Source organism: Corynebacterium sp. HMSC076G08 (assembly GCF_001811515.1).
GTDB classification, from domain to species: Bacteria; Actinomycetota; Actinomycetes; order Mycobacteriales; family Mycobacteriaceae; genus Corynebacterium; species Corynebacterium hiratae.
Map to the genome: position 1 here is coordinate 56,929 of NZ_KV805017.1, position 12,893 is coordinate 69,821.

12 protein-coding genes are annotated in these 12,893 nt (G+C 64.5%); 11 read left to right on the forward strand and 1 reads right to left on the reverse strand.

Going from position 1 to position 12,893, the window contains the following annotated elements; all coding sequences use genetic code 11:
• The first annotated feature begins 41 nt into the window (after positions 1–41).
• The 10 genes from ftsH to HMPREF2806_RS03455 are packed head-to-tail and all read left to right on the forward strand — an operon-like array spanning position 42 to position 8,977.
• The gene (ftsH, locus tag HMPREF2806_RS03410; protein WP_070516212.1) at positions 42–2,498 is read left to right on the forward strand and encodes an ATP-dependent zinc metalloprotease FtsH; all 2,457 of its coding nucleotides are present in this window, start codon (positions 42–44) and stop codon (positions 2,496–2,498) included.
• Complete coding sequence (gene folE, locus HMPREF2806_RS03415) at positions 2,488–3,078, forward strand: GTP cyclohydrolase I FolE (protein ID WP_046647199.1); 591 nt, start codon at positions 2,488–2,490, stop codon at positions 3,076–3,078. Before ftsH ends, folE begins: the two co-directional genes overlap by 11 nt.
• Before the next feature lie 5 nt (positions 3,079–3,083).
• On the forward strand, positions 3,084–4,013 hold the full coding sequence (gene folP / locus HMPREF2806_RS03420) for a dihydropteroate synthase (protein ID WP_070516214.1): 930 nt from the start codon (positions 3,084–3,086) through the stop codon (positions 4,011–4,013).
• Positions 4,014–4,016: 3 nt separating this feature from the next.
• Positions 4,017–4,388: a dihydroneopterin aldolase gene (gene folB, locus HMPREF2806_RS03425; RefSeq protein ID WP_049154714.1), complete on the forward strand. Its 372-nt coding sequence runs from the start codon at positions 4,017–4,019 to the stop codon at positions 4,386–4,388.
• Positions 4,388–4,861 carry a 2-amino-4-hydroxy-6-hydroxymethyldihydropteridine diphosphokinase gene (gene folK / locus HMPREF2806_RS03430; protein ID WP_070516215.1) on the forward strand — a complete coding sequence of 158 codons (474 nt, stop codon included), beginning with the start codon at positions 4,388–4,390 and terminating at the stop codon, positions 4,859–4,861. The genes folB and folK overlap by 1 nt, the downstream gene beginning before the upstream one ends.
• Positions 4,861–5,334, forward strand: a complete 474-nt coding sequence (locus HMPREF2806_RS03435; RefSeq protein WP_046647203.1) for a DUF3180 domain-containing protein — start codon at positions 4,861–4,863, stop codon at positions 5,332–5,334. The genes folK and HMPREF2806_RS03435 overlap by 1 nt, the downstream gene beginning before the upstream one ends.
• Positions 5,335–5,339: 5 nt before the next feature.
• Positions 5,340–6,557: a DUF6779 domain-containing protein gene (locus HMPREF2806_RS03440; RefSeq protein WP_070516217.1), complete on the forward strand. Its 1,218-nt coding sequence runs from the start codon at positions 5,340–5,342 to the stop codon at positions 6,555–6,557.
• Complete coding sequence (locus tag HMPREF2806_RS03445; protein WP_083306496.1) at positions 6,558–7,235, forward strand: Rossmann-fold NAD(P)-binding domain-containing protein; 678 nt, start codon at positions 6,558–6,560, stop codon at positions 7,233–7,235.
• A gap of 23 nt (positions 7,236–7,258) precedes the next feature.
• On the forward strand, positions 7,259–7,990 hold the full coding sequence (locus tag HMPREF2806_RS03450; protein WP_070516221.1) for a pantoate--beta-alanine ligase: 732 nt from the start codon (positions 7,259–7,261) through the stop codon (positions 7,988–7,990).
• A 39-nt stretch (positions 7,991–8,029) separates the two neighbouring features.
• Positions 8,030–8,977, forward strand: a complete 948-nt coding sequence (locus HMPREF2806_RS03455) for a 2-dehydropantoate 2-reductase (protein WP_049154717.1) — start codon at positions 8,030–8,032, stop codon at positions 8,975–8,977.
• Between the two features lie 27 nt (positions 8,978–9,004).
• Here the strand turns inward: HMPREF2806_RS03455 and HMPREF2806_RS03460 are convergent, their stop codons facing one another.
• Positions 9,005–11,101 (reverse strand): PhoX family protein, encoded by a 2,097-nt coding sequence (locus tag HMPREF2806_RS03460; protein ID WP_070511113.1) that lies wholly within the window; start codon positions 11,099–11,101, stop codon positions 9,005–9,007.
• Positions 11,102–11,271: 170 nt separating this feature from the next.
• Here HMPREF2806_RS03460 and lysS point away from each other — a divergent pair, with 170 nt between their 5' ends.
• Positions 11,272–12,846, forward strand: a complete 1,575-nt coding sequence (lysS, locus tag HMPREF2806_RS03465; RefSeq protein WP_046647207.1) for a lysine--tRNA ligase — start codon at positions 11,272–11,274, stop codon at positions 12,844–12,846.
• Positions 12,847–12,893: the final 47 nt, after the last annotated feature.

The following is a 12,893-nucleotide window of genomic DNA, read 5'->3' on the forward strand; positions in this document are numbered from 1 at the left end:
TCTTGTCCGGCGCTTTAAGCCGCAATTGTGCAAGGTAGTTAATGAAAAACAAGAACATCATCCGCTACGGCTCCATCGCGGGCCTGGTTCTCATCCTGCTGTACGCATTCACGTTCTTTACCAACGATGCCCGCAGCTTCAAGCAGGTGGACACTTCGGTGGCCATGGAGCAGCTGACCTCCAAGAACGTCGAGGAAGCGCAGATCGACGACCGCGAGCAGCAACTGCGCCTCAAGCTCAAGAAGCCGGTGACGGTGGAAGAGCAGGAGGGCATCGAGGAGGTCATTGCCAAGTACCCGGCACGCGCCTCCGAGCAGGTCTTTAACGCGGTCAAGGACTCCGGTGCTGAGAAGTACCAAACGAAGGTCACGCAGGATTCCTTCATCGGCTCGATGATTAGCTTCCTGTTGCCGATGCTGCTGCTCTTCGCGCTGTTGTTCTGGATGATGTCGCGCATGCAGCAGGGCGCTGGCGGCATGTTTGGCATTGGCGGCTCCAAGGCCAAGGAGCTGACCAAGGATATGCCGACCAACACCTTCGCGGATGTGGCCGGTGCGGACGAGGCCGTGGATGAGCTGCAGGAAATCAAGGACTTCCTCGATGATCCGGAGCGCTACCACGCCCTCGGCGCGAAGATCCCGCGCGGCGTACTTCTCTACGGCCCGCCGGGCACCGGTAAGACCTTGCTGGCCCGTGCCGTGGCGGGCGAGGCCGGTGTGCCCTTCTACTCCATTTCTGGCTCCGACTTCGTGGAGATGTTCGTCGGCGTCGGTGCCTCCCGCGTGCGCGACCTGTTCAAGCAGGCGAAGGAAAATAGCCCGTGCATCATCTTCGTTGATGAGATTGATGCCGTGGGCCGCCAGCGCGGCTCCGGTACCGGCGGTGGACACGATGAGCGCGAGCAGACCCTCAACCAGCTGCTCGTGGAGATGGACGGCTTCGGTGACCGTGAGGGAGTCATCCTCATCGCCGCTACCAACCGCCCGGACATCCTGGACCCGGCGCTGCTGCGCCCGGGCCGCTTCGACCGCCAGATCCCGGTGACCAACCCGGACCTGGCCGGCCGCGAGCAGATCCTGCGCGTGCACGCCAAGGACAAGCCGTTGGCCAAGGAGGTCGACGTGGCGCAGCTGGCCAAGCGCACCGCCGGCATGTCCGGCGCGGACCTGGCCAACGTGCTCAACGAGGCTGCCCTGCTCACCGCCCGTATCGGCGGCAACGTCATTACCTATGACGCGCTGGAGGAGGCCACCGACCGCGTCGTCGGCGGCCCGCGCCGCCAGGGCAAGATCATTTCCGAGCATGAAAAGAAGGTCACCGCCTACCACGAGGGCGGTCATACCTTGGCCGCCTGGGCGCTCAAGGACATTGAGCGCGTCTACAAGGTCACCATCCTGGCCCGCGGCCGCACCGGCGGCCACGCCATGACCGCGCAGGAAGATGACAAGGGCATGTATACCCGCGATGAGCTCTTCGCGCGCCTCGTCTTCGCCATGGGTGGCCGTGCCGCTGAGGAGCTGGTCTTCGGCGCACCGACCACCGGTGCTTCCTCCGATATCGAGCACGCCACCAAGATTGCGCGGTCCATGCTTACTGAGTACGGCTTCTCGCCGGATCTAGGCACCGTCAAGTACGGCAAGGAGCAGGGCGATCCCTTCAGCCAGATGGGTGGCGGCGGGACCATCGACTACTCCGATGCCATTGCCGCCAAGATTGATGAGCAGATGGCTTACCTCTTGGACCGCGCGCACCAGCAGGCCTATGACATCCTGTCCGAGCACCGCGACTACCTGGATAAGCTCGCCGAGATGCTCCTGGAGAAGGAAACCCTGCGCCGCCCGGACCTCGAGGGCATCTTCGAGGGCATCGAGCCGCGCGAGGCTTTCGACGTTTTCCCGAACGAGGACGCTCGCTTCCCGCGCCAGGCCGGCCGCGAGCCGGTAAAGACCCCGGTCGAGCTTGCCCAGGAGCGCGGCGAGGAGCTGCCGAAGCGCATGACGCTTCTCGACGCCTCCCGTGCCGCCCGCGAGCGCCGCCACGCGGAGCTCGAACGCGCGAAGGAAAACGGTGACGAGGCCGCCGCCGCGACATCGGAGGCATCGGTCGAGGAGATTGGCTTCAGCTTCGGCCAGCACGCGGGTGACTACGTGGATCCGGAGAAGGGCAATACCTTCTTCGGCGAGTCCGATATCACCGAGCCCACCGGTCGCGAGCTCAGCGCAGACGAAGCGGTCAGCGATGGGGCGCAGGAAGAAACTGTTGCCCCAGAACAGGCTGACCCCAGCCACGAGGACACCCAAGAGATTCCGCGTGTGCCGGATGCCGCCGCATCGCAGCCAGAATCCCAGCCCCAACCAGAACACCAGCCGCAGCCACGCGAACCGGAACGCCGCGGCCGCCACGCCAAGCCGGAGGAGCACGCCTGGGGCGCTCCCGGCTGGGGAGAACATGAACACCGCAACAACCCGTACAAGGATGGCGACACCAATGAGCGATAACATCCCGGCGCAGCGCGACTTCGACCACGAGCGCGCCGAAGCAGCCATCCGCGAGCTGCTCATCGCAGTGGGCGAGGACCCCGACCGCGAGGGCCTGCGCGAGACCCCGGCCCGCGTGGCCCGCGCCTATGCCGAGGTCTTCGCAGGTCTCCACCAGGACCCGACTGAGGTCCTGCACAAGACCTTTGCCGAGGAGCACCAAGAGCTCGTCCTCGTGCGCGATATCCCCATCTATTCCACCTGCGAGCACCACCTCGTGCCCTTCTACGGCACGGCGCACATCGGCTATATCCCTGGCTCCGACGGCCACGTCACCGGCCTGTCCAAGCTGGCTCGCCTGGCGGACATGTACGCAAAGCGCCCGCAGGTCCAGGAGCGCCTCACCAGCCAGATCGCCGATGCGCTGGTGGAGGTCCTCCACGCGCAGTCCGTCATCGTCGTCATCGAGTGCGAGCACCTGTGCATGGCCATGCGCGGTATCCGCAAGCCGGGGGCGACCACGACGACATCCGCGGTGCGCGGCGGATTCAAGAAGAATGCGGCCTCCCGCGCGGAGGTCATGAGCCTGATTAGGAGCTAGCAGCAATGGCAGTCAGTGATCTCACCGTTCCCGGCCGCACGCTGGTCATGGGCATCGTCAACGTCACGGAGGATTCCTTCTCCGACGGCGGGCGCTGGATTAATGTCGACGACGCCATCGCGCACGCCCGGCACTTGGTGGCCTCTGGAGCGGACATGATTGATGTGGGCGGCGAGTCCACCCGCCCGGGTGCGGTGCGTGTCGCGGCCGAAGAGGAAGAGCGCCGCGTCGTGCCCGTCATCAAGGCGCTGCGCGAGGAGGGGATTAAGACCTCCGTGGACACGATGAGGGCCTCGGTTGCTCAAGCCGCTGCGGAGGCCGGCGTGGACATGATCAATGACGTCTCCGGAGGTGCGGCCGACCCGCACATGTACCGCACCATGGCCGAAACCGGCCTGCCGGTCTGCCTCATGCACTGGCGCACCGTCCAGTTCGGCTCGGCCGCCGGTGTGGCCGACCACGGCGGGGATGTGGTGCGCGATGTCCACGAGTCCCTGGCGAAGCTCGCCGATAACGCGCTGCAGGCCGGTGTTAGCCACGACAACATCGTTGTTGACCCGGGCCTGGGTTTTGCCAAGTCCCCGCAGGATAACTGGGCTTTACTCAAGGCTCTGCCGGAGTTCCTCCAGGGCGAATTCCCGCTGTTGGTGGGTGCGTCCCGCAAGCGTTTCCTCGCCGCCATCCGGGAGGATCGCGGTGCCGAGTCCAGCCCGCTGCTCGCGGATCCGGCCACCGCCGCCGTGACTGCCATCTCCGCGCAGATGGGTGCGTGGGGCGTGCGCGTGCACGAGGTGGAAGTCTCGCGCGATGCCGTGGATGTCGCCGCGGCCTGGAACGCGGGCGCGGCCTACACCGGCGGCGCGCATGCCTCCGGCAGCTACGCCAACGGCGCGGACGGCGGAACAGTGGTGTCCACTTCTTTGGGAAAGGCATAAAACATGGCGGATCGCATCGAACTCACCGGCCTGGAGTGCTTTGGCTACCACGGAGTCTTCGAGGAAGAGAAAAAGACGGGGCAGCCCTTCATCGTGGACGTCACCTGTTGGTTGGACACCGCGGGAATCGGGGATGACCTGTCCCGCACGGTGAACTACGCCGAGCTTGCCGACGTCGCCGCAGACATCGTCGAGGGCCCCTCCCGGGACCTTATCGAGACGGTGGCTGAAGAAGTTGCTGAGACCGCGATGCAGCGCTTTGAGATTCTCCACGCCATCGAGGTGACCATTCATAAGCCAAAGGCGCCCATCCCGCGCACCTTCGCGGACGTGGCAGTGGTGGCCCGCCGCTCCCGGAAGAGGATGGCAGGCTAATGCGCGCCGTGCTGTCCATCGGCTCCAACATGGAGGATCGCCGCGCGCTGCTGCAGACCGTCTTTGACGAGTTTGCTGAGGAGACCGTCGCTGCCTCTCCAGTCTTTGCCACCCCGCCGTGGGGCGTGACCGACCAAGATGAATTCCTCAACGCGGTGCTCATCGTGGACGTGGACTGCACCCCGCTGGAGCTGCTGCGCCGCGGCCAGAAGCTGGAGGAGGCCGCTGAGCGTGTGCGGGTGCGGCACTGGGGTCCTCGCACCCTGGACGTGGACATCGTACAGATAGACGGCGTGACCTCCGAAGATCCGGAACTTACTCTGCCGCACCCTTATGCTCACGAGCGGGCCTTCGTGCTCGTGCCGTGGTTGGCCGCGGATGAGCACGCGGAGCTCAACGGCACCCCGGTGCGCGAGCTCATCGCCGACCTCGATGAGGACGAGGTCGCTGCGGTGAAGGAACTGGGGGAGTAATGACGAGGACGTCGATCGGCGCGCTTGTCGGCACCGCCCTCTTCGTGGCTGCGGCGGCTGCCATCCTCACCACCCGCTTTTATGGCTCCATGCTGGCCATTCCGGCAACCGTATCGATTTCTCTGTGGGCTATGGCGCTGGTGTGCGTGCTGTTGACGCTCAAGGTGCGCGGTGCCAAGGAGGACGAGCACGGTATCGGCCTGGATAACTCGCAGCTCAATCCCATGACCATCGCGCAATTCCTGCTTGTCGGCAAAGCCTCGGCGTGGACCGGGGCCATCGTGGGCGGGGCCTATGCTGGCATGGCGGTCTACGTGGTGCCGCGCGCCGGTGAGCTCGTCGCTGCGGCTGGTGACCTGGCCGGGGTGGTGTCTTCGGCGCTGGGCGGTGCCGCGATGTGTGTTGCCGGAGTGGTGTTGGAGCGACACTGCGAGGTGCCACCTCCAACTGATGGGGCACAAGCGGTAAGTTAGTGGGCATGACGAGCCCGCACCACGCCCCTGATCCCCAGTACGAGTCGGCCCCGGATGATCGCCCGACCACCCAGTTTTCTGCGCAGCCGGACTCTCAGCCACCGACAACGGCGGAGTCTTCCCAGGACGGTTCGAAGACGGATGCTGGTTCTATTGGGCTTATCATCCTCGTCATCCTCGCGGTCATCGCCAGCCTGGTCATGTTGATTTCGGGTTCGGCGAACGCACTGAAGATTGCCCTGCTGGCTGCCCTGTGGGCCGCGGTGTTGGGCTTCTTCTTGGTGGTGCGCTATCGCCGTCAGGCCCATGAGGCCAAGGAGCTTCTGGCGGTGGAGCGCGCCCATGCCGCATCCACCTTGACCGCTTCCGGTGCTTCGAGCGCGGATAACAGCAAGGTCCTGGCGGAGATCCGATCGGAGCTGGAAGCCATCCGCACCCAGATCGAGGAGATCTCCGGGCGCGAGTGGGTCTACGAGCCGGCCGCCCTGTATGCGGAGGCTCGCCGCATCCAGGAGCTGGAGCGCAAGGCTGGCGGCGCTGGCGTGGATGAGCGCGGCGATGCCCCCAACGTGAACTTCACCCAGAAGTCCGGCGGCGCGCCGTCTGCCGACGCCGTCGCAGGCCGCCTCGGCTCGCAGCCGACCCACCCGGTGAGCAACCCGCTGGACAATCTGCTGGCGGATAACGCCCGTGCCAACGCCCAGCAGCCGGCGGCGAAGCCAGCCGCGAAGCCTGCTCAGCAACCCACGCAGAAGCCAGCCGAGCAGCCCGCCGGGAAACCCGCAGATCAGCAGGGCACCCGCCCAGCACCATCGGCCTTCGGCGCGCCGCAGCCTTCTCAGAACCGTCCCTCGGCGTTTCGCCCAGTGACCGAAACACAGCCTCAGCCGCAGGCGGCACAGCAGAAGCCGCAGCCGAAGCCTCAACCCCAGCCGAAGACTGAGAAGCCACAGCCCCAGCCAAAGGCACCGGAGTTCAAGACCGATAGCTTCCAGGCCGTGCAGTGGAACCAGGGTGCCGCGGGCGGGCAGCACGTCAAGGAGAACTCTGCCCCGGCCCAGCCGCACCACCGCCACCGCAAGCCGGAGGCAGACACCGCACAGACCAGCACCCGTGGCCGCCGCCGCAGCGATGAGCACCGCGAGGGCGCGGTCTCCGTGGCGGAGCTCATGGCACGCCGCAAGCGTCAGCAGGAACAGCAGAACAAGGGCGACAAGAAGTAGATGAAGGCACCACGCATGCGGGTGGCGGTCTGGGGTAGCTCCCGGGCCGGCCTTAACTTCGCGCGACGCCTCGAGTGGGCGGGCCATACCATCGAGAGCCTTGAGGACCCCGCCCAGCTGGACCGCTTCGATGCGCTGATTCTCGCCGCGACGGCGAGGGAGCTGGAGGGGGCAGTGGGGGACGTCGAAAAGCACGTGCGCCCCAAGCAAATCGTCATCCACACCTCATTGCTGGCTGGGGTGGAAGCCCTTGATGAGCTGGAAACGCGCGGGTGCCTGACGATTGCCGCAGCTCCCCTGGGCGACTCCTACGCGGTGGGCACCCTCGATGAGGTGGCGGAGACCGTCATTGGGTTGCTGCTCTCGGAGATTCACCAAACTGCAGAAACGGTGCCGGCGGCACAACGTGCCGAGCGAGCCGCGCGGTTGTACTACGCGGAGATGCTCGGTGAACTCAGCGCGTGGGCGGCGCTTAAGGCGGGGATTATCGAAGATTTTATGGGCAGTTCCTTCGACCTTGACGCTGGCGACATCATCGATGCTTACCCCGCCGCCGTGGAGCTGGGCATGGCGCGCAACTACCGCGACGTCGCCCGCATGGTGGGTGAGAAGAAGAACATGGAAGAACTGGAACTGTGGGCAGTAAGAAAGGAAGCGCCGTGGCAGAGCAACTCCTAGTGGAGGACAACGAGCGCATCCGCATGGTCGGCAGCGCCTACCGCAAGACCGGCAAGCGCGTAGTGCTGGTGCCACTCGGCCGCGATATTCACGCCGGGCACCTGGCACTCGTGCAGGCAGCACAACGCGTGCGCGGTGGCATCGTGGTCGTGGCAGTGGACCCGGAGACGGACATCTCTTCCCTCGATGGGGTTGATGTGGTGTGGCGCTACGACCAGCAGAGTCAGCGCACGCGGGTCCTTGCACCCGACCACGGCATGGAGGACGTGAGCGCGGAGCTGACCCGCATTGTGGCGCTGACCTGCGCGCTGGGTCCCAGCGATGTGTTCATGGGGGAGAAGGACTACGAGCTGCTCGTGGCCACCCAGCAGGCCTTTACGGACCTCCACATTGCGGCGCGTGTGCAGGGCGTGCCCTCGGTGCGTATGCCCGATGGGGTGGTGATGAGCCTGCGCAATGCCGACGTCGCACCGGAGGCCCGTGAGCAAGCCAGCGCCTTGTCAGCGGCACTCACCGCCGGTGCGTACGCGGCGGAATCCGGGGCCGAGGAAGTCGTGCGCGTGGCACGTGAGGTGTTGGCTGCCGCGGGCGTGGAACCGGAGTACGTGGAGCTGCGCGGGCGCGACCTGGGTGAGGCCCCCGCAGAGGGCGATGCCCGCCTCTTTATCGCCGCCACCGTGGGTGGGGTGCGGCTCATCGATAACGCGGGCGTGCCGTTGGGAATTGGGTTCCGAAACTTAGAACAGCGCGGATAAAAGTCTGTGGCGCAGGTCTCCACCAGCTAGGTTGGAGACATGAAGATTGGAATTCTGGGAGCCGGCGCCATCGGCGGATACTTTGGCGGAAAACTGAAAGCAGCGGGCCACGACGTCGCCTTCGTCGCTCGCGGTGAGACCTTGCGGGTGCTGGGGGAGACGGGCGTGACGCTGATCGACGCCCACGCGGAACCCACCACCACCGAGGTCATAAAGGTCCCGGCTGCCCACACCTTTGCTGAGGTCAAAGAACTCTTGGGCGGATTGGACGTGGCGATTATCGCGTCGAAGGCGCTGCCGGGCAACGAGACCTTTGGAAGCGCGGAGGACCGCGAGGCGCTGCAGGGAATCCCGGTGGTGACCACGCACAACTCGGTCGAGATTCCGTACTTGGCGGCCGAGGAATTCGGGGAGGAAAACATCCTCGCCGGTGTCGCTCGCGTCTATGCCACGCGCCTGGCGCCGGCACGGATCAAGCGCAACCCAGGGCCTTTGGCTTTGGCTTTCGGACCGCTAAGTGCCGATGCGCCGGAGTCCCTGCGCCGCACGGGCGAGGAACTGGCGGCGGCGCTGAAGGAGTCTGGGGCTTCCAGCAAGTTCCATGACGCCGCGCTTGTCGACGTTTGGTCGAAAGCCATGTTCGTTACCCCGACAGGAACTCTGGGCGCCTTGGTGGATAAACCGATTGGTTACCTCTGCCAGGAAATCCCCGGCCAGCTTGAGGCATTCATGCGGGAAGTCGAGGCCGTCGGGCGCGCACTCGGCGTGAAGCTGCCGGAGAACGTGGTGGAACAGACCATGGAGTTCGCCCGCCAGCAGCACCCGGACAGTACGTCCTCGATGCAGCGCGATATCAAGGAGGGGCTTCCCAACGAATTAGACGCCCAGGTCGGAGCGATCCGACGCATGGGCGTCAAAGCTGGCGTTGCAACCCCGTTGTGGGACTTTGCACAGGAGGTGCTGGAGGCGCAGCTGCGCACCGCCTAAGAGTGCGCACTACGCAACGTCGGTGCCTTATTCGGTACCGATCTTGCCGCCCTTCTTCCACACCACAACCACGGCCGGGCGCGGGGTGGACTTACCGCCATCAGGCCAGTGGGAGGTGGCGTTGTCGAAGGTGGCGTCATCAGACTCGCCCGGGTGCTGAACGTTGACCATGACGCGGTCATCGTCGACGATCGGGCCACAGGTCTCCGCGCCCGCCGGGACGGTGAGGAAGCACTTGAGCTCGCCGCGGGTCTCGCCCTCGGTGGTCACGGCGTAGAGGCCGTCGTTAGAGTCCAGCGCGTTGCCGTCAGTGGAGATCCACAGGTTGCCGTGGTTGTCGAAGGCCAGGTTATCCGGGCAGGAAATCGGGGAGACCTTCTCCTTATCAAAGCCACCGAAGTAGGTGCTGGCCTCACGCGGGTCACCACAGACCAGGAAGAGGTTCCAGGTGAACTTCTCGCCGGCGTGGTCATCCTCGAGCTCCATGACCAGGCCGTTCTTGTTCTCCTTGACCGGAGCCCATTCCTTGGCGTCTTCCTTGTTCTTCTTAGCGTTCTCGCCGGTGGCGCCGCGGTACTTATTGTTGGTCAGCGCGATGTAGACCTTCTCGGTCTCCGGATGAACCTCAACGTCCTCCGGGCGGTCCATCTTGGTGGCGCCCACCTTATCGGCGGCCTCACGGGTAAAGACGGCGACTTCTTCGGCGGACATGCCGTCCACGTGGGACTCGAACTTGTTGTTCTCCGTATCGGAGGTCAGCAGCTTGACCCACTCACCGGTGCCGTCGAAAGCACCGTCCTCCGGCAGGACGCCGGAGCCGTCGATTTCCTTCTCCGGGGAGTTGCCCTCCATCTTGGCCACGTACAGGGTGCCGTGGTCCAGGATGGTCATGTTGTGCTTCAGGTCGCCCTCCTTGTACTTCTTGGAGGAGACGAACTTGTAGACGTACTCGAAGCGGGAGTCATCGCCGGAGTAGCAGACCACGGTGCCATCCTTGGTGATGTGGATGTTGCCGGCCTCGTGCTTGAAGCGGCCCACAGCGGTGTGCTTAATCGGGGTGGACTTCGGGTCCAGCGGGTTGATCTCCACGAGCCAGCCAAAGCGGTTCGGCTCGTTCGGCTCCTTGGTCACGTCGAAGCGGTCATCGTACTTTTCCCACTTACGCTCGGACGGGCCCTCCTCGATGCCGAAGCGCTTGAGGGATTCAGCGGCCTTCTCATCCTTGACATCGCCACCGGCGAAATACTGGTCGAAGTTCTCTTCGCCAGAGAGCATGGTGTTCCACGGGGTCACGCCACCGGAGCAGTTGTTGAGGGTGCCCAGGACCTTCTCACCCTTCGGGTCGGCGGAGGTCTTCACCAGGTCGGTGCCCTTAGCGGGGCCCACCAGGGTGAACGGGGTGGTAGCGGTAATGCGGCGGTTGAGCGGGCCGAACTCGCGCTTGAGTTCGCCGGAGCCCTTCACCTTGGAGACCTCGAGGATGGTGTGGCCGTGGCCAGCCCAACCGATCTTTACCTGCTCCTCGGTAGGGTTCTCCGGGTCGTAGTCCGGGAACATCATCGGCTCGGTGGTGTACTCGTGCGAGCACATGTAGATCATGCGGTTCTTGTCATCCGGGTGCTCGATGAGGCCGGCGAAGTCATTGTTGAAGCCGAACTGCTTCTCCGCATCCGCGGCAGTCTGGTTGTTGACGTCGAATTCCGGCGCGCCCTCGATGACCGGGTCACCCCAGGCAATCAGGACGGACTGCTCATAACCCTTGGGGATGACGACCTCATCCTTGGTGTTGGCCTCCACGGCTTCAAAGTGCATGCCCTCGGCGGAGGTGAGCTCGATGTCAGAGCCCTTGACCTCGCTGGTCTTGTTGGAGGAGCTGCCAGCCGCAGACCCGTTGTCATCCGGCGCGGCACACGCAGCCAGCGCAGAGGAGCCACCGACGGCGACGACGGCCAGACCACCGGCGCGCAGAGCAGTGCGGCGGGAGAACTGGTCACCAAAGTAAGGGTTATCGGAGGTGTTCTCGCACTCGCCGAAGCAGGCATTACCGCACTTGTAGGTGCAGGTAAGAGAAGAACGAGAAGAGGTAAACATGTTAGCCAAGAGATTGCGGCCGTTGAGTGTCATGAAAATATGCTCCAAAAATCGAACTCGTTGGTTGCGCGGGGATGTCGCAACGGACGCACTGAGTTAATACGGTTGAGATGGCCGCGCGGTTGATGCTGTCTAACGGCTAGATGAACACTCTGTGAACCGGGATCGCGCCAGCGTATGGGGATCGACTACCCTAGACAACCGTGAGCGAGAAGAAGAATACTGAAGTTACTGACGTCCCCGAGCAGCTGCGCATCCGCCGCGAGAAGCGCGCCCGACTGTTGGAGTCCGGCACCGAGCCTTATCCGGTGACCGTGGACCGCACGATCTCCCTGCGGGATCTCCGCCAGCAGTTCCAGGTCGTTGCAGAGGGCGAAGAGCCGGCCGCGGAAGAGGGCGTCACCTACCTCAGCGCGGGTGAGGAGACTGACGTCGAGGTAGCCATCGCCGGCCGCCTTATCTTCATGCGTAATACCGGCAAGCTCTGCTTTGCCACCTTGCAGGATGGTGATGGCACCCAGGTACAGGCCATGCTGTCGCTGGCGGAGGTAGGGGAGGAGCGCCTCGCCGCGTGGAAGTCTGACGTTGACCTGGGTGATTTCATTTCCGTACGCGGCCGCGTCATTGCTTCGCGCCGCGGCGAGCTCTCCGTCATGGCTTCCGAGTGGACCATGGCGGCGAAGTCCTTGCGCCCGCTTCCGGTTTCCTTCGCTGACATGAACGAGGAAACTCGCGTGCGCCAGCGCTACAACGATCTCATCGTGCGCGAGGAGGCCCGCAAGAATGCCATGACCCGCGTGAAGGTCATGCGTGCGTTGCGCAACTACCTGGAGGATCAGGGCTTCGTGGAGATCGAAACCCCGATGCTGCAGACCATCCACGGTGGTGCGGCGGCCCGCCCGTTCGTAACCCACTCCAATGCCCTGGACATCGACCTCTACCTGCGCATCGCTCCGGAGCTCTTCCTGAAGCGCGCTGTCGTCGGCGGCATTGACCGCGTCTTTGAAATCAACCGCAACTTCCGCAACGAGGGCGTTGACCGCTCCCACTCCCCGGAGTTCGCCATGCTGGAGACCTACGAGGCATGGGGCGACTACAGCGACTGTGCTCGCACCATTCGCGAGTCCATCCAGTCGGTGGCCCGCGCAGTCTTCGGTTCCACCACCGTCACCCTGGCGGATGGCACGGAGTATGACCTCGGCGGCGAAGAGTGGCCGGAGATTGAAATGTACCCCTCCCTCAACGAGGCTCTGCAGCGCAAGTTCCCCGGCCAGCCGGAAGTGACCATCGACTCCACCGTCGAGGAGCTCAAGGCGATTGCCGACGTCATCGGGCTCGACGTCCCGAAGAACGGCGGCTGGGGCCACGGCAAGCTGGTGGAGGAGATCTGGGAGGTGCTCTGCGAGGACCAGCTCGAGGGCCCGATCTTTGTGAAGAACTTCCCGGTTGAGACCTCCCCGCTGACCCGCCAGCACCGCTCCCAGCCGGGCGTGACGGAGAAGTGGGACCTGTACGTGCGCGGCTTCGAGCTGGCCACGGGCTACTCGGAGCTGGTGGATCCCGTAATCCAGCGCGAGCGCTTCGAGGACCAAGCCCGCCTTGCCGCCGGCGGTGATGAGGAAGCCATGGTGCTGGATGAGGACTTCCTCGCCGCCATGGAGCAGGGCATGCCGCCGACAGCCGGTGCTGGCATGGGCATGGACCGCCTGCTCATGGCGCTGACCGGCCTGGGCATCCGCGAGACCGTGCTCTTCCCGATCGTGAAGCCGGAGCACTAGTTTCTCCTAGCCTTGTTATGTCCATGGACTTTTTGGACACGGAGTCC

Coding starts and splice junctions, on each gene's coding strand:
- HMPREF2806_RS03440 (WP_070516217.1), top strand. CDS start 5,340: ATGACGAGCCCGCACCACGCCCCTGATCCCCAGTACGAGTCGGCCCCG.
- HMPREF2806_RS03445 (WP_083306496.1), top strand. CDS start 6,558: ATGAAGGCACCACGCATGCGGGTGGCGGTCTGGGGTAGCTCCCGGGCC.
- HMPREF2806_RS03455 (WP_049154717.1), top strand. CDS start 8,030: ATGAAGATTGGAATTCTGGGAGCCGGCGCCATCGGCGGATACTTTGGC.
- ftsH (WP_070516212.1), top strand. CDS start 42: ATGAAAAACAAGAACATCATCCGCTACGGCTCCATCGCGGGCCTGGTT.
- folE (WP_046647199.1), top strand. CDS start 2,488: ATGAGCGATAACATCCCGGCGCAGCGCGACTTCGACCACGAGCGCGCC.
- HMPREF2806_RS03435 (WP_046647203.1), top strand. CDS start 4,861: ATGACGAGGACGTCGATCGGCGCGCTTGTCGGCACCGCCCTCTTCGTG.
- folP (WP_070516214.1), top strand. CDS start 3,084: ATGGCAGTCAGTGATCTCACCGTTCCCGGCCGCACGCTGGTCATGGGC.
- HMPREF2806_RS03460 (WP_070511113.1), bottom strand. CDS start 11,101: ATGACACTCAACGGCCGCAATCTCTTGGCTAACATGTTTACCTCTTCT.
- folB (WP_049154714.1), top strand. CDS start 4,017: ATGGCGGATCGCATCGAACTCACCGGCCTGGAGTGCTTTGGCTACCAC.
- HMPREF2806_RS03450 (WP_070516221.1), top strand. CDS start 7,259: ATGGTCGGCAGCGCCTACCGCAAGACCGGCAAGCGCGTAGTGCTGGTG.
- folK (WP_070516215.1), top strand. CDS start 4,388: ATGCGCGCCGTGCTGTCCATCGGCTCCAACATGGAGGATCGCCGCGCG.